Annotated in this window: 20 protein-coding genes; 9 read left to right on the top strand and 11 right to left on the bottom strand. The window is 72.6% G+C overall.

Annotated elements, in window-relative coordinates; translation table 11 throughout:
- Positions 1 to 9: 9 nt before the first annotated feature.
- From NI25_RS04500 to NI25_RS04535, 8 genes are all read right to left on the bottom strand, one after another.
- Positions 10 to 1,203: a glycine C-acetyltransferase gene (locus NI25_RS04500; RefSeq protein ID WP_061441187.1), complete on the bottom strand. Its 1,194-nt coding sequence runs from the start codon at positions 1,201 to 1,203 to the stop codon at positions 10 to 12.
- A gap of 31 nt (positions 1,204 to 1,234) precedes the next feature.
- A complete protein-coding gene (tdh, locus tag NI25_RS04505; protein WP_061441188.1) occupies positions 1,235 to 2,263 on the bottom strand; it encodes an L-threonine 3-dehydrogenase in 1,029 nt (342 codons plus the stop codon).
- Positions 2,264 to 2,531: 268 nt separating this feature from the next.
- The gene (locus NI25_RS04510; RefSeq protein WP_061441189.1) at positions 2,532 to 3,107 is read right to left on the bottom strand and encodes a GAF domain-containing protein; all 576 of its coding nucleotides are present in this window, start codon (positions 3,105 to 3,107) and stop codon (positions 2,532 to 2,534) included.
- Entirely contained in the window at positions 3,104 to 3,733 is a 630-nt protein-coding gene (locus NI25_RS04515) for a GTP-binding protein (RefSeq protein ID WP_061441190.1), read from the bottom strand. Before NI25_RS04515 ends, NI25_RS04510 begins: the two co-directional genes overlap by 4 nt.
- A complete protein-coding gene (locus NI25_RS04520; RefSeq protein WP_061441191.1) occupies positions 3,711 to 4,085 on the bottom strand; it encodes a DUF742 domain-containing protein in 375 nt (124 codons plus the stop codon). Before NI25_RS04520 ends, NI25_RS04515 begins: the two co-directional genes overlap by 23 nt.
- A 2-nt stretch (positions 4,086 to 4,087) precedes the next feature.
- On the bottom strand, positions 4,088 to 4,525 hold the full coding sequence (locus tag NI25_RS04525) for a roadblock/LC7 domain-containing protein (RefSeq protein WP_061441192.1): 438 nt from the start codon (positions 4,523 to 4,525) through the stop codon (positions 4,088 to 4,090).
- A 122-nt stretch (positions 4,526 to 4,647) separates the two neighbouring features.
- Positions 4,648 to 6,537 (bottom strand): sensor histidine kinase, encoded by a 1,890-nt coding sequence (locus NI25_RS04530; protein WP_061441193.1) that lies wholly within the window; start codon positions 6,535 to 6,537, stop codon positions 4,648 to 4,650.
- Between the two features lie 242 nt (positions 6,538 to 6,779).
- Positions 6,780 to 7,730, bottom strand: coding sequence for a LysR family transcriptional regulator (locus NI25_RS04535; protein ID WP_061441194.1), 951 nt, complete (start codon positions 7,728 to 7,730; stop codon positions 6,780 to 6,782).
- A 126-nt stretch (positions 7,731 to 7,856) separates the two neighbouring features.
- Between NI25_RS04535 and NI25_RS04540 the strand changes: the two genes are divergently transcribed.
- The 7 genes from NI25_RS04540 to NI25_RS04570 are packed head-to-tail and all read left to right on the top strand — an operon-like array spanning position 7,857 to position 14,650.
- Positions 7,857 to 8,858: a fumarylacetoacetate hydrolase family protein gene (locus NI25_RS04540; RefSeq protein WP_061441195.1), complete on the top strand. Its 1,002-nt coding sequence runs from the start codon at positions 7,857 to 7,859 to the stop codon at positions 8,856 to 8,858.
- Complete coding sequence (locus tag NI25_RS04545) at positions 8,855 to 9,817, top strand: cyclase family protein (RefSeq protein WP_061441196.1); 963 nt, start codon at positions 8,855 to 8,857, stop codon at positions 9,815 to 9,817. Before NI25_RS04540 ends, NI25_RS04545 begins: the two co-directional genes overlap by 4 nt.
- A gap of 23 nt (positions 9,818 to 9,840) precedes the next feature.
- Entirely contained in the window at positions 9,841 to 10,971 is a 1,131-nt protein-coding gene (locus NI25_RS04550) for an FAD-dependent oxidoreductase (RefSeq protein WP_061441197.1), read from the top strand.
- Between the two features lie 5 nt (positions 10,972 to 10,976).
- Positions 10,977 to 11,975, top strand: a complete 999-nt coding sequence (locus NI25_RS04555; RefSeq protein WP_061446746.1) for an amidohydrolase family protein — start codon at positions 10,977 to 10,979, stop codon at positions 11,973 to 11,975.
- Between the two features lie 4 nt (positions 11,976 to 11,979).
- Positions 11,980 to 12,918, top strand: a complete 939-nt coding sequence (locus tag NI25_RS04560) for a VOC family protein (RefSeq protein WP_061441198.1) — start codon at positions 11,980 to 11,982, stop codon at positions 12,916 to 12,918.
- Positions 12,919 to 12,929: 11 nt separating this feature from the next.
- The gene (locus NI25_RS04565) at positions 12,930 to 13,901 is read left to right on the top strand and encodes a fumarylacetoacetate hydrolase family protein (RefSeq protein WP_061441199.1); all 972 of its coding nucleotides are present in this window, start codon (positions 12,930 to 12,932) and stop codon (positions 13,899 to 13,901) included.
- Positions 13,898 to 14,650 (top strand): SDR family NAD(P)-dependent oxidoreductase, encoded by a 753-nt coding sequence (locus tag NI25_RS04570; RefSeq protein ID WP_061441200.1) that lies wholly within the window; start codon positions 13,898 to 13,900, stop codon positions 14,648 to 14,650. The genes NI25_RS04565 and NI25_RS04570 overlap by 4 nt, the downstream gene beginning before the upstream one ends.
- Before the next feature lie 208 nt (positions 14,651 to 14,858).
- Here the strand turns inward: NI25_RS04570 and NI25_RS04575 are convergent, their stop codons facing one another.
- Positions 14,859 to 15,986 carry a saccharopine dehydrogenase NADP-binding domain-containing protein gene (locus tag NI25_RS04575; RefSeq protein WP_061441201.1) on the bottom strand — a complete coding sequence of 376 codons (1,128 nt, stop codon included), beginning with the start codon at positions 15,984 to 15,986 and terminating at the stop codon, positions 14,859 to 14,861.
- A 143-nt stretch (positions 15,987 to 16,129) separates the two neighbouring features.
- Here NI25_RS04575 and NI25_RS04580 point away from each other — a divergent pair, with 143 nt between their 5' ends.
- A complete protein-coding gene (locus NI25_RS04580; RefSeq protein WP_061441202.1) occupies positions 16,130 to 16,717 on the top strand; it encodes a TetR/AcrR family transcriptional regulator in 588 nt (195 codons plus the stop codon).
- 746 nt (positions 16,718 to 17,463) lie between these two features.
- On the opposite strand, the gene NI25_RS04585 is transcribed toward NI25_RS04580, so the two are convergent.
- Entirely contained in the window at positions 17,464 to 18,657 is a 1,194-nt protein-coding gene (locus NI25_RS04585) for an MBL fold metallo-hydrolase (RefSeq protein WP_061441203.1), read from the bottom strand.
- A gap of 152 nt (positions 18,658 to 18,809) precedes the next feature.
- Between NI25_RS04585 and NI25_RS04590 the strand changes: the two genes are divergently transcribed.
- Positions 18,810 to 19,430 (top strand): TetR/AcrR family transcriptional regulator, encoded by a 621-nt coding sequence (locus NI25_RS04590; RefSeq protein ID WP_061441204.1) that lies wholly within the window; start codon positions 18,810 to 18,812, stop codon positions 19,428 to 19,430.
- A 223-nt stretch (positions 19,431 to 19,653) separates the two neighbouring features.
- Here NI25_RS04590 and NI25_RS04595 read toward each other — a convergent pair whose 3' ends face one another.
- On the bottom strand, positions 19,654 to 20,439 hold the full coding sequence (locus NI25_RS04595; RefSeq protein ID WP_061441205.1) for an SGNH/GDSL hydrolase family protein: 786 nt from the start codon (positions 20,437 to 20,439) through the stop codon (positions 19,654 to 19,656).
- Between the last annotated feature and the right edge of the window lie 116 nt (positions 20,440 to 20,555).

Raw genomic sequence — 20,555 nt, forward strand, 5'->3', positions numbered from 1 at the left:
CGGGGGGTTCTAGGCCGCGAGCTGCTCCCGGGCCGCCACGAAGGCGTCCACCGCGCTGTTCACGTCGTCCGTGGAGTGGGCGGCGGACAGCTGGACGCGGATGCGGGCCTTGTCCTGCGGGACGACCGGGTAGGAGAAGCCGATCACGTACACGCCGCGCTCCAGGAGCAGCTCGGCCATGCGGCCCGCCTGCGTCGCGTCGCCGATCATGACGGGCGCGATGGGGTGGTCGCCGGGGAGGATGTCGAAGCCCTCCTCGGTCATCCGGCGACGGAACAGGGCGGTGTTCTCGGCGAGCCGCACACGCAGGTCGTCGGCCGACTCCAGCAGGTCGAGCACCTTGAGGGAGGCGGCCGCGATCACCGGGGCGAGGGTGTTGGAGAAGAGATACGGGCGGGAGCGCTGGCGCAGCAGGGCGACGATCTCGGCGCGGGCGGCGACGTAGCCGCCGGAGGCGCCGCCGAGCGCCTTGCCGAGGGTGCCGGTGATGATGTCGACGCGGTCCATGACGCCGTGCAGCTCGGGGGTGCCGCGGCCGCCGGGGCCGACGAAGCCGACGGCGTGCGAGTCGTCGACCATGACCATGGCGTCGTAGCGTTCGGCGAGGTCGCAGATCTCGTCGAGCGGGGCGACGTAGCCGTCCATGGAGAAGACGCCGTCGGTGACGATCAGCTTGCGGCGGGCCTCGCCGGCGGCCTTGAGCTGCGCCTCCAGGTCGGCCATGTCGCGGTTGGCGTAACGGAACCGCCTGGCCTTGGACAGCCGGATGCCGTCGATGATCGAGGCGTGGTTGAGGGCGTCGGAGATCACCGCGTCCTCGGGGCCCAGGAGGGTCTCGAAGACGCCGCCGTTGGCGTCGAAGCAGGAGGAGTAGAGGATCGTGTCCTCCTGGCCGAGGAACGCGGAGAGGCGGGCCTCCAGTTCCTTGTGGACCTCCTGGGTGCCGCAGATGAAGCGTACGGAGGCCATGCCGTAGCCCCAGCGGTCCAGCGCCTCGTGGGCGGCGGCCACGACGTCGGGGTGGTCGGCGAGGCCGAGGTAGTTGTTGGCGCAGAAGTTGAGGACCTCGCCGGGGCGGCCGCCCGCGGTGACGTTCACGGTCGCGGACTGCGGGGTGCCGATGACGCGCTCGGGCTTGTGCAGGCCGGCGGCGCGGATCTCGTCGAGGGTGGCGCGCAGGTCGTCGCGCACGGAGTCGAACATCTCAGAGGCTCCTAAGAGGATACGTACGTCTTCACGCGGTCCAGTCGAGGATGACCTTGCCGCCCCGGCCGCTGGCCGCGTCGGCGAACGCAGCCTCGAAGTCGCGGTGGGAGTACCGGCCGGTGATCACCGGGGCGAGGTCGAGGCCGCCTTCGAGCAGCACGGACATGGCGTACCAGGTCTCGAACATCTCTCGGCCGTAGATGCCCTTGACGGTGATCATGGAGGTGACGATGCGGGCCCAGTCGACCGGGAACTCCTCGGCGGGCAGGCCGAGCATGGCGATCCGGCCGCCGTGCGTCATGTTGGCGATCATGTCGCGCATGGCCTCGGGACGGCCGGACATCTCCAGGCCGATGTCGAAGCCCTCGCGCAGGCCCAGCTCGCGCTGTCCGTCGGCGATGGTGGCGTTCGAGACGTTCAGGCCGAGGCTGACGCCGACCTTGCGGGCCAGTTCCAGCCGCTCCTCGCTCACGTCGGTGATCACGACGTTGCGGGCGCCCGCGTGCCGGGCCACGGCGGCGGCCATCAGGCCGATCGGCCCGGCGCCGGTGATGAGGACGTCCTCGCCGACCAGCGGGAAGGACAGCGCGGTGTGCACGGCGTTGCCGAACGGGTCGAAGATCGCCGCGACGTCGAGGTCGACGGGGACCCGGTGCACCCAGACGTTGGCGGCGGGCAGGGCGACGTACTCGGCGAACGCCCCGTCCCGGCCGACTCCGAGACCCACGGTGGCGCGGCACAGGTGGCGCCGGCCGGCCAGGCAGTTGCGGCACTTGCCGCAGACCAGGTGGCCCTCGCCGCTGACCCGGTCGCCGGCCTTGATGTCGGTGACGTCGCGGCCGGTGTCGACGACCTCGCCGACGAACTCGTGGCCGACGACGAGCGGGGTGCGGATGGCCTGCTGCGCCCAGCCGTCCCAGGCCCGGATGTGCAGGTCGGTGCCGCAGATGCCGGTGCGCAGCACCTTGATGAGGACGTCACCGGGTCCGACGACGGGCTCGGGCACGTCCGCGAGCCACAGCCCGGGCTCCGCCTTCTCCTTGACCAGCGCCTTCAACGCTACGGCTCCTGACGGGGTGAGGTCCCGGCGGTGGGCATGCTTAGGGGGTGTCGTTTGGATCTTGCCGGGGTCGGCCACAAGGCACCGTCGTCCGGAGCCGGCCTGATCCAAACGACACCCCCTAGCGGCCCGCGTCCGGGAAGGGGGAGGGGAATCGCACAGCAATCTGCCGTACGACACCGCCCCCGGTCCATCGAGCCTTTCTTAAGCCCGGCCGCAGCTTTCCTTCACGCCGCACGCCCCGGGCAGCCGGTCGACCTGCGATTCACAGCGGGAGCCCGTCCTCCGCGCTGCGCTCGATGCGCCGTACGAGGTCGGCCGCCGCCGACTTGATCGTCGCCAGGCCCGCGGTGCCCCATGCCCGGGGGCGCACGTCGGCGGCGGACACGGTGCCGAGGACCGTCCCCGTGCTGTCGATGAGCGGGGCGCCGAGGTAGGAGCGGATGCCGAAGGCGTCGACGACGGGGTTGCCCGCGAAGCGCGGGTAGTCGCGCACGTCCTCCAGGACCAGCGCCTTGCGCCGGACCACCACGTGCGGGCAGAAGCCGTGGTCGCGGGGCTGGACCCGGCCGAACTCGGGACTGGTGCCGTCGCCCCGCGTCACCGGCGGGACCTCCGGCACCCGCAGCCCGGCGAAGAACTGCCCGCCCTCCACCAGGAAGTTGACCATCGCGTACGGCGCCTCGGCGAGGCCGGCGAGGTGGGCGGCGTAGGCGTCGAGGGCCGGGTCGGCGCGTTCCGCGAGACCGAGCCGGCGCAACCGCCGTACCCGCTCGGGGGCCTCCCGGTCCTCCGGGGTGAGCAGCAGACGTCCGGCCGGGCGCGGCGGGTCGTAGCTCATGGGCGGACCCCGGCGCCGAACCCCGAGGCGGGGGCCGGTGTGTGGGCGATGAGGTGGCGTACGAGGGTGAGCAGTGTCTGGACGCCGGAGCTGGAGATCCGGGCGTCGCAGCGCACGATCGGGATCTCGGGGTGGAGGTCCATGGCCGCGCGCACCTCCTCGGGGTCGTAGCGGTAGGAGCCGTCGAACTCGTTGATCGCGACGACGAAGCCGAGGCCGCGCTCCTCGAAGAAGTCGACCGCCGCGAAGGACTCCTCCAGGCGGCGGGTGTCGGCGAGGATCACCGCTCCGAGCGCGCCTTCGCACAACTCGTCCCACATGAACCAGAAGCGTTCCTGGCCGGGCGTTCCGAAGAGGTACAGGACGTGTTCGGCGTCCAGGGTGAGGCGGCCGAAGTCCATGGCCACGGTCGTTTCGAGCTTGTTCTCGATTCCGTCGAGGTTGTCGGTCGCGGCGCTGACCGTGGTGAGCAGTTCCTCCGTGCTCAGCGGCGCGATCTCGCTGACCGCGCCGACGAAGGTCGTCTTGCCGACGCCGAATCCACCCGCCACGAGGATCTTCAGGGCGGTGGGGAACGGGTCGGCGCCTTCGCCGTGTGCGTGGTCAGAGCTGTCGTCGTAGTCCATCGAGCACTGCCTCCAGAAGGGCCCGGTCCGTGGGATGGTGGTGGAACGCGGCGGGGGGTTTGGTGGTCAGCGCGCCGCAGTCGACGAGGTCCGAGAGCAGCACCTTGGTGACCGCCACCGGAAGCCGCAGACGGGCGGCGAGTTCGGCGACCGGGAGGGGCGCCCGGCACAGGTCGAGTGCCTGCGTGTGCTCGGGTCCGAGGTAGCCGAGGGGGGTCGCCCCGGTGGCCATGACCTGGGACATCAGGTCGAGCGCGACGGTGGGCCGGGTACGGCCGTTGCTGACGGTGAAGGGGCGCACCAGCCGTCCGGCCGCGTCGTCGAGCCAGGGCCCGTCGCCGGCCGCGGCCACCGTCAAGGCCTCATCGCCGGGGGTTCGACGGCCTGCTGCCGGGGTGCGGTGACCAGGTAGGGGCGGACGCTCTTGACCAGCATCGCCATCTCGTAGCCGAGCACGGCCGCGTCGGCCTCGCGGCCGGCCAGCACGGCGAGGCAGGTGCCGGAGCCGGCGGTGGTGACGAAGAGCAGGGTCGAGTCGAGTTCGACGACGACCTGCCGCACGTCCCCGCCGTCGCCGAAGCGGACACCGGCGCTGCGGCCGAGGGAGTACAGGCCGGAGGCCAGGGCCGCCATGTGGTCGGCGCTGTCGGCGTCGAGGCCGTGCACGGACTTCACCAGTCCGTCGGCGGACAGCAGCACCGCGCTGTTGGTGTGCGGCACGCGCTGGACGAGGCCGCTCATCAGCCAGTCGAGGTCGGACACTTGGCCGGTCGTCGGCGCATCGCTCGCCATGGTGGATCGACTCCTTGGGGTACGAAGGTCTGCGGGAGCGCTGGTCGTGGAGGTGATCAAGGGCGTGGAGGCGGGGGTGGTCGCGGGGGCGGAGGGGGAAGGGACCCCGGTCGTACGGTCGGTCATTCGGCAGGCACACCCGGGTCGCCGTGGGTCGGTGTCAGGCGCGCCGCCGGTTCGGCGTGCTGCTGGGCCTCGGCGAGGCCGATGCCGCGCTGGAAGGCCGCCATCAGGCCCGGGTCGTGCCCGGTGTACTGCTCGGGTTCCTGGCGGGGGGCGGGACCGCCCCGCAGTTGCGGCGCGATGTGTTCCTGGGCGCGTCGGCGCGGCAGTTGGGGCTTGCCCATGGTGCCGCGCACGGCGCTGTGCCGCGGTACGGGCGGGGTGACCGCGTGTTCGGCGAGGACGCCCCGGTCGTCGGTCCGCACACCGGGTACGGCGGCGGCCGGGGTGGGCCGGTTCCGGTGGGTGCCGCGCACGGGCAGCGGCACGGGTGCGCCGTCGGCCCGCTGAGCCTCGCCCGGGGCGGCCGCCCCGGGCGCCTCCGGCACCTCGGGAGCAGGGGCGGGAACGGGCGCGGGAGGGGGTACGGCGGGAGCCGGTCCTGCGGGCGTCGGCGCGGCCGGAGCGGGTGCGTCGAGGGTCGGCAGGCCCGGCGCCGGTACGTGCGGCGTGGTGGACGGGCCCGGGGCCTGCGGCGCCGTGGGAGGCACGGCCAGCAACTGCTGCCGGGACGGCGTCCCGGGCACCGGCTCGGCACCGGCGGCCTGCGCCGGCCGGGCCGCACCGCCGGGCGGTGCACCCGGCTCCGTGCCCAACAGCGCCTGGGGCACGACGAGTACGGCCTGGACACCGCCGTAGATGTTGGTCTGCAGCCGGACGGTGATCCCGTGCCGCTTGGCGAGCTGGGAGACGACGAACAGCCCGATGCGGCCGTCCGCCAGCAGCCGGGCGACGTTGACCTGGTCGGGGTCGGCGAGCAGGGCGTTCATCCGGTCCTGTTCACCGACGGGCATGCCGAGTCCGCGGTCCTCGACCTCGACGGCGAGGCCCGAGGTGACGAGGCTGGCGCGCATCAGCACCTGGGTCTGCGGGGCGGAGAACAGGGTGGCGTTCTCGACGAGTTCGGCCAGCAGGTGGATCACGTCGGCGACGGCGTGGCCGCGCAGGGTGCCGTCGATCGGCGGGACCAGCCGGACCCGGGAGTACTGCTCGACCTCGGCGATGGCCGAGCGCAGCACCTCGGTCATGTCGACCGGGTTGCTCCACTGGCGGCGGGAGACGGCGCCGCCGAGCACGGCGAGGTTCTCGGCGTGGCGGCGGATGCGGGTGGCGAGGTGGTCGACGTGGAAGAGGCCCTTGAGGAGGTCGGGGTCCTCGATCTCGTTCTCCAGCTCGTCCAGGATGGAGATCTCCCGGTGCACCAGGGACTGCAGGCGCCGCGCGAGGTTGACGAAGACCTCCAGCTTCTGTTCGCTGCCCGCCTGGCTGGAGAGCTGCGCGGCCCGGACGACGGCGGTGACGGCGCCGTCGTGGGCGCGGGTGAGATCGGCGGCGAGCAGTTCGAAGTCGTCGGCGTCGTCCGGCGGTGCGCCGCGCGGTGTGCGCGGGGACGGGCCCTCGCCGCGGCGCAACGCCTCGACGACGGCACGCAGATCGCCCTCCTGGCGCGCGATGCCGCGGCGCAGGGTGCCGACACGGTCGTGCACGGACCGCGCGGCGCGGTCGGCGGCGAACGCGGCGATGGCGACGGCCGCGACGGTCACCGAGACCGCCCCCGCGAGTACGCCCCACAGGACGGGGCCGGGCCGCGCGCCGGTGGACCGGACGGTGAACAGGACGACCGCGCAGGCGCTGAGGGCGACCGCCACCGGCGGCAGGACGGCGAGCCGCAGCAGTTGGGACCGTATGTGGGTCTCGGTCGCCGCGGCGGTGGTACGCGGGGCCGGCCGGCCGTGCCGCCCGCCCTCGCGGCGGTCTGCGCGCGCGGCCGGTGCGCGGAGGTGAGACATCGGTGTCCTCGTACTGGTCCGTGTACTGGTTGGTCGGCCCTACGTCGCCCGACGGACACTGACAGTAGTCGCCCGGCCCTCATGTGCGGTGGGCAGTTGCCAAAGTCCCCCGGACAACGTCCCGCTCTGGTATGAGGCCTCGTACGACAGACCGATAAGCCGGTGAAGCAGTCGTTCCGGAGGGATCGGGAACGGTCTCTCCCGATCGGAATCGTTCACTGTCGGTGATCAGGGCAAAGGACTTACCCGGCCTCGGGCTCAGCGGGGCCGGCCCGCCTTCCTTCGGGCTCGTCGGCCATGCGCCTGCCGACGCGGGCGGCGGTCTCGCGTAGCCAGATGTGGGCGGCGTCGTGGGTGTGCACGGGATGCCACCACATCGCCTCCCGCAGCGGCACGGTCTCGTACGGCGGCTCCACCACGCGCACGCCGGCGAGCGGCGCCAGGAGCCGGGCGAGGCGGGCCTGGACGAGGGCGATGCGCCGGGTGCCGGCCACCAGCAGCGGGATGACCTGGAAGCTGTCCACGGAGACCTCGACCCGGGGCTCGATGCCCAGCATGCCGAGCTGGCGCACGGCCGGGGCGTCGTAGGTGCGCTGGTAGGTGACCCAGGGCAGCCGGGCCAGGTCCTGGCGGGTGAGGCGGTCGTCGACACCGGGATGGTCGTCGGCGACGAGGAAGACCCAGCGGTCCCCGTACAGGTCGGTGGCGGGGAAGTCGCTGATGACCCCGTGCGGCATCAGCAGGCCGTCGGACGTGCTGAGCAGTGCGTCCGTGGCGTCCACCACCGTGGGCGGGGTCTGCGCGAAGCGCAGCCGGATGCCGGGGGCCTCCTCGTGCACGACACGGGCGAGTTCGGTGCCGAAGACCGCGACCGCGTAGTCGGAGGCGATCAGTGTGAACTCCCGGTGCTCTTCGGCGGGGTCGAAGTCCGCCTGGCTGGCGAAGAGGCGTTCCAGCACGTCGTACGCCGTGGCGGTGCGGTCCAGGAGGACCTGGCCGAGGGCGGTGAGCTCGTAGTGGCCGCCGACGCGGGCGAGGAGGTCGTCGCCGAAGTGGCGGCGCAACCGGGCCAGGGCGGCGCTCATGGCCGGCTGGCTGAGGCCGACGCGCTGTCCGGCGCGGGTGACGTTGCGTTCCTCGAGGAGGGCGCGCAGGGCTACGACGAGGTTGAGGTCCAGGCGACTGAGATTCACGGCGGTTCCCTAGCTGTCCGGCGCCGACCTGCGGAGATTCGCCCCGTGGATGACTGCCATCCACAGAATCGATTTCCGTGATCGTGAGGGGCGGGTCCAGATTAGTGCCATCGCAATCAGGAGGACCTGTCCGTGAAACCTGAAGCCGCGTCCGCCCCCTTCGCCGGACCCTTCGCCCTGGCCACCCTCTCCGCTCCCGAGGGCCCCGCCTTTCCCGCCCTCGTCACCGCCGATGCCCGAGTGCTCGATCTGCGGACCGAGTTCGGCGACGACCAACTGACCGTCCGGACCCTGCTGGAGAGCTGGGAGACGGCACTGCCGCGGCTGCGGGCGCTGGCCGACGACACGGAACGGGCCCGTCAGCCGCTCGCGGCCTTCCGGGTGCACGCGCCGGTGGAGCCGCGGCAGGTGTTCCAGTCGGGGGCCAACTACCGGCAGCACGTGATCGACCTCCACGTCGCCCACCGGGCCCCGGGCGACGACCGGCCGGAGGAGGAGCGGCGCGCGGAGGCCGCGGAGCTCATGGACCGGCGGGCCGCCGAGGATCTGCCGTACGTGTTCATCGGTCTGCCGAGCGCGATCACCGGCCCCTACGACGACGTCGTGCTGCCGGCCTGGGCCGAGAAGCCCGACTGGGAACTGGAGCTGGCGGCGGTCGTCGGCCGCCCCGCCCACCGCGTGTCCGTCGAGGAGGCCCTCGGTCACGTCGCCGGGTACACGATCGCCAACGACCTCACCGACCGCGCCACCGTCTTCCGCCGGGACATGCCGCAGATCGGCACCGACTGGCTGCGCAGCAAGAACGCGCCCGGGTTCACTCCGCTCGGTCCCTGGATCGTGCCGGCGGGATCGGTCGGGGACACGGGCGGCCTGCGTCTGACGCTGAAACTGAACGGCGAGACCATGCAGGACGAGTCGACCGGGGACATGATCTTCGACGTGGCACGGATGGTGTCCTACGCCTCGCAGAGCGCCCGGTTGCTGCCCGGCGACCTGGTGCTCACCGGCTCCCCGGCCGGCAACGGCATGCACTGGGGACGGCTGCTGCGCGACGGCGACGTCATGGACGCCGCCATCACCGGGCTCGGGGCCCAGCGCACCCGCTGCGTGGCGGAGGTGACCCGGTGACGCCGGACCGCACCGACCCCGAGGGCGCGATAGCGCGCGCCGCGAAGGCGTACTCCAACTGGGACCGCTGGGGCCAGGACGACGTCCTGGGCACCCTCAACTTCCTCGACGGGGCGAAGCGCCGGGAGGGCGCGGCGCTGATCCGGCGCGGGGTCAGCTTCTCGCTGTCCCAACGCTTCGACATGAACGGCCCGCAGAAGGGCTGGCGGCGGCGCACCAATCCGGTGCACACCATGCTCGACACCGGCACCGACGCCGCCCTCGGCACCCAGGGCTTCCCGCACGGCATCGGCGGCGCCGACGACGTCGTCGCGATGCCGCTGCAGTGCTCCACCCAGTGGGACGGGCTCGGGCACATCTTCGACCACGGCAGGGCCTGGAACGGGCGTCCGGCCGAGAAGGTCGTCACCTCCGACGGCGACCTGGTCACCGGCATCGAGCACATGGCCCCGCACGTCGCCGGGCGCGGTGTCCTGCTCGACGTCGGCCGCGCGGCCGGCCGGGACGGGGAGCTGCCCGACGGCTTCCCCATCACCGAGGAGCACCTGACGGCGACCGCCGAGGCCCAGGACGTGACCGTGGGGCGCGGGGACATCGTGCTGGTGCGCACCGGGCAACTGGCCCGCACCCGCCGGGAGGGCTGGGGCGACTACGCGGGCGGCCCCGCGCCCGGCCTGTCGTTCACCACGGCCGGCTGGCTGCACGGCAGCGAGATCGCCGCGATCGCCACCGACACCTGGGGCTTCGAGGTCCGCCCGAACGAGTTCGAGCACGCCTTCCAGCCGCTGCACCAGGTCGCCATCCCCCACATCGGCCTGCTGATCGGCGAGATGTGGGACCTGGACGCCCTTGCCGAGGACTGTGCGGCCGACGGACGGTACGACTTCTGGCTCACCGCGGCGCCGCTGCCCATCACCGGCGCGGTCGGCTCGCCCGTCAACCCGATCGCGGTCAAGTAGACCGAGGAACGAAGGAGTTCTTCATGACCCAGCCCCGCACGGTCCTCGTCGTCGGCGGCGGCGCGGCCGGCAACGCCGTGACCGTCCTGCTGCGCCGTGCCGGTCTCGGCGTGGACCTGGTCGAGGCCAAGGACGACTGGAACGCCACCGCCGGCTCCGGCATCACCCTCCAGGGCAACGCCCTGCGGGTGCTGCGCGAACTCGGGGTGTGGGAGCAGGTGGAGGCGTCCGGATTCGGCTTCGGTTCGGTCGGCATCACCACCCCCGACGGCACGGTCCTGCACGCCCAGGACGACCTGCGCACCGGCGGCGACGACCTGCCCGCGACCGTCGGCATGCAACGCCCGCGACTCCAGCGGATCCTCATCGACGCCGTGCGCGCCAGTGGCGCCACCGTCCGCCTCGGCACCACCGCCGAGATCCTGGACAACGGCGCCGACGGTGTCACCGTACGCCTCGGCGACGGCACCGAGGCCCGCTACGACCTGGTGATCGCCGCCGACGGCGTCGGTTCCGCCACCCGCGCCGCGATCGGCATCACCGAGGAGCCGGAGCCCACCGGCATGGCCATCTGGCGCGTCGCCGCCCCGCGCCCGGCCGCCCTGACCCGCACCGACCTCGCCTACGGCGGCCCGGCGTACATCGCCGGGTACTGCCCCACCGGCGAGACGACGCTCTACGCGTACGTCGTCGAGGCCAGCCGCGACCGCGCCTCCATACCGCCCGAGTCGTACGCCGACGAGATGCGACGCCTCGCCTCCGCCTACGGCGGCTTCTGGCCGGAGATCACCGCGCACATCACCGACCCGGCCGAGGTCAACTACACGTGGTTCGACCGGATGCTGGTCGAGGGTGCCTGGCACCGGGGACGGGTGGTGCTGGTCGGTGACGCCGCGCACTGCTGCCCGCCCACCCTGGCCCAGGGGGCCGCGCTGTCCCTGGAAGACGCCTGGGTGCTCGCGCAGCTGCTGACCGGGACCGACGAGTGGGACGACGCCCTGTTCCAGGCGTACTACGAGCGGCGCGTCGCCCGGGTCCGGCCCGTGGTCGAGGCGTCCGTGCGGATCGGGCAGTGGCAGCTCGACGGGGTGCGCGACGCCGATGTGCCCGGCCTGATGGGCCGCACCATGACCATGCTCCGGGAGCTGCCGTGACTCCCGTGTCTCCGCCCACCGTGGACGTGCACGCCCATGTCCTGCTGCCCGAGGTCGACGCCCTCGTCGCCGGGCTGCCCGGACACGCCGGGGTCAAGGAGCTGGACGCCCGTCGCAACGGTTCCGCCGCCCTCGCCGTCAGCGGCCCCATGGTGCGCGAGCGCTTCCCCCGTCTGACGGACGTGACCGTGCGCCTGGCCTCGATGGACGCCCAAGCCGTGGACGTGCAAGTGGTCAGTCCCTCCCCCTCGCACTACCACTACTGGACCGGCGAGGACACGGCCGAGAAGCTGTACAGGCTGGCCAACGAAGCCACCGCCGCGCACTGTTCGGCCGCTCCCGAACGGCTGCGCGGACTCGGTCTGGTCCCCCTCCAGCACCCGGAGCAGGCGGTCCGCGCCCTGGACCACGCCCTCGCCCAGGGGCTGATCGGCGTGGAGATCTCCAGCCACGCCCCCGGACGCGAACTCTCCGACGCGGCGTACGAACCCTTGTGGTCCCGGGCCGAGGAGACGGGCGCGCTGCTCTTCCTGCACCCCTTCGGCTGCACCCTCGACGAGCGCCTGGACCGGTGGTACCTGTCCAACACGGTCGGCCAGCCCGCCGAGAACGCCGTGGCCCTCTCCCACCTGATCTTCTCCGGTGTGCTCGACCGGCACCCCGGTCTGAAGCTGGTCGCCGCGCACGGCGGCGGCTACCTGCCCACCCACATCGGCCGCTCCGACCACGCCTGGTCGGCCCGCTCCGACGCGGGCGCCGGCTGCGCCCACCCGCCCAGCAGCTATCTGAAGCGCCTGTACTTCGACTCCCTCGTCCACGACCCGGGCGTGCTGCGCGAACTGGTCCGGGTCGCCGGTGCCGACCGGGTGCTGCTCGGCTCCGACTTCCCCTTCGACATGGGCGCCGAGGACCCGGTCGGCGCCCTGCGCGCCGCACAGCTGTCCGAGACCGACTTCCACGCCGTCCGGGGCGGCAACGCCGCCGCCCTCCTGAGGAAGGACTGACCCCATGAGCACACGCCTGCTCACCCATCTGCGGCACGTCGATCTCGCCGTGCCCGACTACGACAAGCAGCTCGACTTCTACTCCGGCGTCTGGGGCCTGACCAAGGTCGCCGAGGACTCCGGCATCTCCTTCCTGGCCGCCGAGGGCTCCCCCGAGCAGTACGTCGTACGGCTGCGCAAGGCCGACGAGAAGCGCCTCGACCTGGTCTCCTACGGTGCCGCGTCCGCCGCCGACGTCGACACCCTCGCCGAGCGGCTTCTCGCGGGCGGCGTACGGCTGATCTCCCGTCCGGGCAAGGTCACCACCCCCGGCGGCGGCTACGGCTTCCGCTTCTTCGACGTCGACGGCCGCACCGTCGAGGTCTCCGCCGACGTCGAGGTCAGGCAGCACCGCAGGATCGAGGAGAAGGAGTCCATTCCGGTCAAGCTCTCCCACGTGGTCCTCAACTCCCCCGACCTGAACCGCACCCGGGAGTGGTACGAGCGCCACCTGGGCTTCGCCCTCTCCGACACGCTCGGCTCGCCGCACATGGGCGAGGTCATGCACTTCATGCGGATCAGCAGCCAGCACCACTCCATGGCCATCGCCCGGGGACCGCACACCGCCCTGCACCACGTCTCCTTCGAGATGCGCGGCATCGACGAGTACATGCGCGGCTCGGGCCGGGTCATGCGGGCGGGCTTCAGGAAGATCTGGGGCCCGGGGAGGCACATGGCGGGCGACAACACGTTCACCTACTTCCTCGACCCGCACGGCAACACCGTCGAGTACACCACCGAGCTGGAGTGCCTGGACGAGGACACCTGGCACCCTCACGTCTACGACTTCTCCCAGCCCGAGGTCAGCGACCAGTGGGGCACCGCCAACCCCATGAACGAACTCGTCGCCGAGGAGTCCTTCAACGACCCCGACCGCGGCGTCTTCGTCGCCCCGCCGGTCTAGGGCCGCCGGAGATGCGATTCGCCGCTTACGAGCACCAACAGCGCCGCCGGACAGCGGTGGTGGAGGAGGACGGCACCCTCTTCCCCCTGCCCGGCGTCACCTCGCTCACCGCACTGATCCGGCAGACCTCGGGGCTGCCCGGACTGCTCGCCGCCGGCTCGACGGCCCTCGGCGAACCGCCCGGCCCGCACGTCTCCGGGGTCCGGCTGCTGCCCCCGCTCCAGCCGGTGTCGGTGCGGGACTTCGTGACCTTCGAGGAGCACGTGGAGGGGGTGCGCCGGTCGGTGGAGGGCACCGCCGGCGTGCCCGGACAGTGGTACGAGGCCCCGGCCTTCTACTTCACCAACCCCCATGCGGTCTACGGGCACCGCGACGACATACCGGTGCCGCCCGGGTCGGCCGTCCTGGACTTCGAGCTGGAGGTGGGCGCGGTGATCGGCCGGGAGGGCCGCGACCTCACCCCGGAACGGGCCCGGGACCACATCGTGGGCTACACCGTCTTCAACGACTGGTCCGCGCGCGACCTGCAGGGCGCGGAGATGAAGGTCGGCCTCGGCCCCTGCAAGGGCAAGGACACCGCCACCACCCTCGGGCCGTACCTGGTCACCGCCGACGAACTGGAGCCGTACCGGGACGGCGAAGGCTTCCTGCGCCTGGCCCTGACCGCCGAGGTCAACGGCGAGCAGGTCGGCGAGGACCTGCTGTCCAACATGAGCTGGACCTTCGAGGAGATGACCGCCTACGCCTCCCGCGGCACCCGGGTCGTCCCCGGGGACGTCCTCGGCTCCGGAACCTGCGGCAACGGCGGCTGCCTCGCCGAACTCTGGGGCCGGCACGGCGAGCAGACCCCGCCACCGCTGAAGCCCGGCGACACCGTCACCCTCACGGTCGAGGGCATCGGCACGCTGACCAACACCGTGGTCCCCGGCGCCGAGCCCGTCCCCCTGCCCACGGGCCGACGCCGGTCCCGGGAGCGGCCGTGAGCGAACCGCACGGCAAGAGGCTGCTCGGCAAGGTCGTCGTCGTCACCGGCGCGGCCCGCGGGCAGGGCGCCGCCGAGGCCGAGGCCCTCACCGGCGAGGGAGCGCGCGTCGTCGCCACGGACGTCGCCGAGGCGCCCGGCTGCCGACGCCTCGACGTCACCGACGAGGCGGCCTGGGCGGAACTGGCCGCCGAGCTGCACGAGTCGTACGGACAGGTGCACGGCCTGGTCAACAACGCCGGCATCACCTGGCGGGCCCGCGTCGGCGCCGTACGCCCCGAGGACATGGCCCGCGTCCACGCGGTCGACGTCACCGGCCCGCTGCTCGGCATCCAGCACCTGGCGCCGTTCATGCCGCCGGGCTCCTCCGTCGTCAACGTCGGCTCCTCGGCGGCCCTGACGGCGCACTACCCGGTCGCCTACACCAGCAGCAAGTGGGCGCTGCGCGGCCTGTCGAAGGCGGCCGCCCTGGAGCTGGGCCCGCGCGGCATCCGCGTCAACACGATCCACCCCGGCTACATCGAGACCGGGATGACCGCCTCCGCCGCGCCCGCCTTCCGCGAGGCCAGCATCCGGGAGACGCCGCTCGGCCGTACCGGGACCGTCGGGGAGGTGGCGCCCCTGGTCGTGTTCCTGCTGTCCGACGACGCGTCCTTCATCACCGGCGCGGAGATCCCGGTGGACGGCGGCATGACCGCGCACGGCGGCGTCAAGTCCGTCTCCGACGCCTTGCGCGAGGGGATGCCGTGAGGCGGCGGGGCGCGGGGTGGCGCTGCTGCACCGCACCCCCGCGTCGCCTTCGGCTCGCCGGCTACGGACCCACTTGTAGGCGGCGGTGTGAGAGGTGCCCGTTTCGTCCGCGACGTGCGCCGCCGGGCGTCCCGATCGCCCCCGGTCGATCGGGAGGCGTCTGCCGTGGGCACTGAGGCGGGCGTCCGGGTGAGACCCGGGCACCTCGTCAGTCCGTGACCGGTCCGCCCCCGGTGGCACCGGTCGATTCGGGGAGGAGAAACTGTCCGCCCGCCTGCTCGGCGAGGCCGGCACCGAACAGGGCGCCGGGTGTGTAGGCGCCCGGCCGGCCCTCGCCGCGGGCAAGGCGGGCGGCCACCGAGGCGGCCACGGAGGCGGTGTAAGCCATGCCGTCGCCGGCACGCAGCCAGCCCTCCCGGCGGGTGCCGTCGGCCCAGGTGACCACCGCGTGCCCCCACGAGTGACGGCGAGGTGCCGGGGTTTCCTTCATCTTGGCCTTCGCCGTCCGGCTGAGGGCGAAGCGTCGCAGCGGCTCGATGGACAGCAGCTTTCCGACGAGTGGGGCCACGGCCCGCACGACGGGCGAGGTGGGTGCCATCCCGGTGGTCACGGTGACGGACGGCGCTTTGCTGGCCCGGTGGGCTGCGAGGAGCTCGGCGGTGGGAGCGCCCGCGGACTTCGCGTGTTCCCCGTCGGGGAGGGTGAGGTTTCGGAGATCGGCGCCGAGGCGTGCGGTGACCATGCGTCCGTCGGTGTAACGACGTCCACCGGTGGCGAACATGTCGATCATGGAGGCGGCGAAGGCGGCGCCGACGACTCCGGCGCTGAGAGACACCGAGGCCAGCGCGTCGACGCGCACGGCTGCGGGGGCCGGGCGGTCCTCGCACAGCTTGATCACGACGGCTTCGGTGGCCAGCACGCCGAAGCCCGATCCGGTCACCAGCGTGCTGCCCGCCCGTTCGGCCTCCCGGCCCAGGTCGAGCAGGCGCGGGACGGCGGTCAGGTCGGCGGCCAGGTCAAGGTAGTGCCCACCGGGCATGCACGCCCGGGCGATGACCGGGGCCGTCTCCGCGTAGTTCCCGATGCCGTTGAAGACCACGGCGGGTCGCTGCCGGGTGATCTCGGCCGCGATGCCGTCGATGCCGTTCGCGACGACGACTCGGCTGCCGAGGTCCGCGGCGGTCTTGTGCAGCGCGTCGCCGTCTCTTTCGCGTCCGACCAGTACGGGCTCGAGTCCCTGGGCGGCAAGGTTCGCGGTGACGGCGCTTCCGATGCGCCCGCCCGCGCCGAGGATCCAGATCTCTTCGGGTCGCGCGCTCCGGGTGGTGTCGGTCATGAGCCTGCTCCTGTCGTGCCATGAACGCGGCGGCCACCCGCCTCGCCGAATACGGCGGGCGCCCTTCGCAGTGATGTCTCACTGTGTCATCACTGACTCTAGCACTGATGGCACAGTGAGACATCACTTGCTATCGTCCGACCATGGCCAGATGGGATCCCGGAACCGCGGAGCGCCTCACACAAGCGGCGCTCGAGCTCTACACAGAGCATGGATACGACAACGTGACGGTGACACAGATCGCCGAGCGGGCCGGGATCACCCGCCGCTCGTATTTCCGCTACTTCCCCGACAAGCGCGAGGTCCTGTTCGCCGGGTCGGAGCGGCTGCCCGCCGCAGTGCGTGCGGCAGTCCTGGACGCCGACCCGGCTGCTGCTCCTCTGTCGGCGGCCCTCGCGGCTCTCACCCAGGTCGGCGCCGCCCTTGCCGAGCACATCGACCGCACGGCTGAACGCCGCGCTGTGATCGCTTCCAGTCCGGAGCTTCAGGAGCGGGAGCGAACCAAGCTGGCCGCGGTCACGAGCGCGATCCAGGACGCGCTCCTGCAACGGGGCGTCGACGACGACAGCGCGAAACTGGTGGCGCAGATCGCCACCATCGCATCCCAGAACGCCCTCGACCGCTGGGCTGAGAGCTACGGCGAGAAGGACTTCGCGACCTGCCTCCACGCAGTCGCCGTGTCACTTCGGGACCTGCTCACCGAAGGCATCGACAGCAGCCGCTCCGAGTGAGAACTCCGCCCCCTGCTCTCTGCCACTCGAAGCAGCGGACCAGATGAGTGGGAGGGGCGTGCGGGCGGCGGCTTCGCCCAGGGACAGACCGGCACGTGTCCGGAAGTCCAGTAGGTCTCGCGACTCGGTGGCGAGCCGGTTCGCCTCACGCCCCGGCCCGCTGGGGGGGGAGCGCGGCGAGTTGGAAACCGGGCCGTTGTCGGATGAACGAGAGGCGGGGCGTCTTGTCCCGTGGGAGACGGTGCCTGTCTCGCACACTGGTCCGACGAGTCCCCTCTCCACGCGCCGTCGCTTCCGGGACCCGGGCAGCACGAAGTGGGACTTCCTCGACTCGGTCCTCGTTCGCTGTCCCGGCGGCGCGAAGCCCGCGCACGTCGTGAGCAGGACGTCGCGTTCGTTCATGACTGCCTGCCGTGGGAGGGACGCCGCTCCGCAGCAGTGATCAGGATTTCGTCGACGTGGGTCCGGGCACCGCGTGACGGGAGGGCAGATCCGGTTGCAAGCCCGCCGCTCCGGGACGGCCAGGAGGTCCGGCCGAGCAGAGGTAGCTCAGCGCGCCAGGATGAGTGGTCGGACGACCACCCGAGACGGGCCTTTCCAGGGACGGCAAGGGACTGAATCGCTGAGCAGTGACGCGCACTCCACGCGGGACGCTCCGTCCGAGACGCGCAGCGAACGGTCCTGCTCGTCAGCAGGGAGACGCTCCAGCATCTGGACCGTCTCCCCGAGGTCGTCCCCGACCGACGTCACCGCTCCCCCGCGAGGTCCAGATCCCCCCTGCTCGTCCCGGCCACGCCCTCAGCGATCCGCGGGCGGCGCCACGGGTGCGCGAGCGGCTGTGACACCGCCCGCCACCATGGCTCCACCGGCAGCTTCCCGGTCGGCTCGAACGGCTCGCCCGGCCGCGGGAACGCCACCGTCTGCCCCGCCTCCCCGGCCACGTCCCGCGTCCACTCCCCCGGCTCCGCCCACGCGTGCGGCGCCAGGTTGAACGTGCCCCAGTGGATCGGCAGCAGGGTCCCGTGCGGCCGGCCGCCCTGGAGGTCGAGGTGGGCACGGACGCCCTCCTCGGGGGTCATGTGGATGTCCGGCCAGAACTCGGCGTACGCCCCGAGCTGGATCATCGTGGCGTCGAACGGGCCGTGCGCGGCGCCGATGTCGTGGAAGCCGTCGAAGTAGCCGGTGTCGCCGCTGTGGTAGACGCGGTGCTCCTCCCCGGCGACGGCCCAGGACGCCCAGAGGGTGTGCTGGGTGTTGCGCAGCCCGCGCCCGCAGAAGTGGCGGGCGGGGGTGGCGGTGAGGGTGAGGCCGCCGACGCGGGCCGACTCGTGCCAGTCCAGCTCGCGCAGCCGGCCGGAGGAGACGCCCCAGTGTTCGAGGTGGGCCCCGACGCCCAGCGGTACGGCGAACACGGTGTCCGTGCCGGCCAGCGCCTTGATGGTCGGCATGTCGAGGTGGTCGTAGTGGTCGTGGGAGATGACGACGACGTCGACGGGGCCGAGGGCGGCCAGCGGCAGCGGGACCGGGTGCAGGCGCTTGGGGCCGGCGAAGGGGACCGGGGAACAGCGCTCTCCCCACACGGGGTCGAACAGCACCCGCTGCCCGTCGATCTCGGCGAGCACGCTGGAGTGCCCCATCCAGGTCAGCCGGAGCCCGGTGGCGGGCGGCCGGGCGATGTCGGCCAGGGTGGTGGCGTGCACCGGGATCGAGCCCTGCGGGGACCGGCTCAGCCGCGCCCGCTTGTCGAAGTAGACCTTCGCGAACTCGGCGGCCGAGCCGGACGGCCGGATCCGGGCGGTGCCGCCGGGATTCTGGAAGACGCCGTCGCGGAAGTTCGGGGACCTGCGGATGCGCGCCATCCGCTCGCCACCCGGGTCCGCTCCGAAGGCCGCGGGCCGCGGCAGGCTGAACCCGGGACTCGGGGAACGGAAAGCGGCCACGGTACCTCCAGGTGGAACGGTCAGGCTCTCGTCAAGTTCGTCTTCGTCGCGTCCTACGTCACCTCGAACGACGGACGCCACATCCGTGTTCCCGGCCTGCGGCGAACCGGAGGGCGTTACGGCACGTCGGGGGCCTGTATAGGGTGACGTGTGTGGGGAGAGTCCGGTTGAGCGTGGCGGAGCGCCGCGAGGAGCTGCTGCGCGCTGCCGTCGAGCAGATATCGGCCCGGGGCGTGGCGGCGCTGCGGATCGCCGACGTGGCCGCCGCGCTCGGTGTCAGCAACGCCCTGGTGCTCTATCACTTCTCCACCAAGGAGCGGCTGGTCGCCGCCGCGTTCACGCACGCCGCCGAGGCCGATCTCGCCCATCTGCACAAGCTGCTCGCCCGTCGCACGACGGCGCTGCGCCGCCTGCGGGCGGCCGTGCGGTGGTACGCGCCGACCGGTCAGGCCAAGGGCTGGCGGCTGTGGATCGAGGGCTGGGCGGCGGCGCCGCGCAAGCCCGCGCTGCGGGAGGTCACGCGCGAGCTGGACCGGCAGTGGAAGGCGGCGATCGCCGAGGTCATCGCCGAGGGCGCGGCCGCCGGTGAGTTCTCCTGCCCCGAGCCGGACGCCGCCGCCCTGCGTCTGACGGCGTTGCTGGACGGGCTGGCGGTACAGCTCACGTCGTACGCGGGCACGGTGTCGCGGGCCCGGGCGCAGGAGTGGGTGGACGAGGCGCTGGCCCGGGAACTGGGCCTGGAGCGGGCGGCCCTGGTGCCCGCACGGCGTTAGGGCCTGTCCGGCGGATCATGCCCCGGACGCGGGGCCCGGCACGCGCGTCCGCGGCGTTGTCGTCGGTTGCCGACGCTCCGCGTCGACGCCCTCCTCCGCCTTGCGGCTGCACGCACCAGACCCCGCTCACCAGCGTCGACGAGGTGCCGTGCCTGTCCTGCGACCTGATCCGCCGGACAGGCCCTGGGGGCTGCCGTACGGGACCCGGCCGACCGGTCCCGCCTCAGGCCACCGAGGCGATCCGCGTCTTGATGTCGTCCGGCGACAGCGTTCCCTTGGCCGTCACGTGGTCGCCCGACGACTCGCCGCGCAGCCGGCGTCCGATCCACGGGACCAGGTACTCGCGCGCCCAGTGCACGTCGTCGCGCCGTACGTCGAGCGTGCCGCGGGGCGGCAGGGGCGGCCAGGGCTGGTCGGGGTCGGCCGGGACGCGCAGGCCGAGGGCCTGTCCGGCGCGCAGTGCCACGCGGGTGTGGCCCTCCGGCGACAGGTGCAGCCGGTCGGCGTCCCACGCCCTGCGGTCCTGGATGCTGCGCAGGGACCACAGGTCGAGCACCGGGCAGCCGTAGCGGTCGGCGATGGCGCGCACGTGCCCGTTGTACGTGGCGATCTTGCCCCGCAGGTGCTTGAGGACGGGCACTCCGCGGGTGTCGAACCCGGTGGTCACCAGGACGGTGCCGGCCGCGGCGGACAGCGAGGCCACCGCCAGTTCGAACCGCTCGGCGACCTCGTCGGGGTCGGTGCCGGGCCGGATGATGTCGTTGCCGCCCGCCGCGAAGGAGACCAGGTCCGGCGCGAGGGCGACGACCCGGGGGACCTGTTCCGCCACGATCTGGTCGAGGAGCCTGCCGCGCACGGCGAGGTTCGTGTACGTGAAGTCGCCCTCGGGACGCCGGTCCGCGAGCAGTACGGCCAGTCGGTCGGCCCAGCCGACGAACGCCCCGTCGGGGCCGGGGTCGCCGACGCCCTCGGTGAAGCTGTCCCCCACCGCCACGTACGACCCGATCACTGCTCTGCTGTCACTCTTCGAATCGTCTGCCACGTCGGCCCATGATTCACCTTGGAATGTGACCTACGCGACCGTAGGAAGGGGTTGACGGGCGGTGAGAAAGGCCACGCCTAAAG

Source organism: Streptomyces sp. CCM_MD2014 (assembly GCF_000772045.1).
GTDB classification, from domain to species: Bacteria; Actinomycetota; Actinomycetes; order Streptomycetales; family Streptomycetaceae; genus Streptomyces; species Streptomyces salinarius.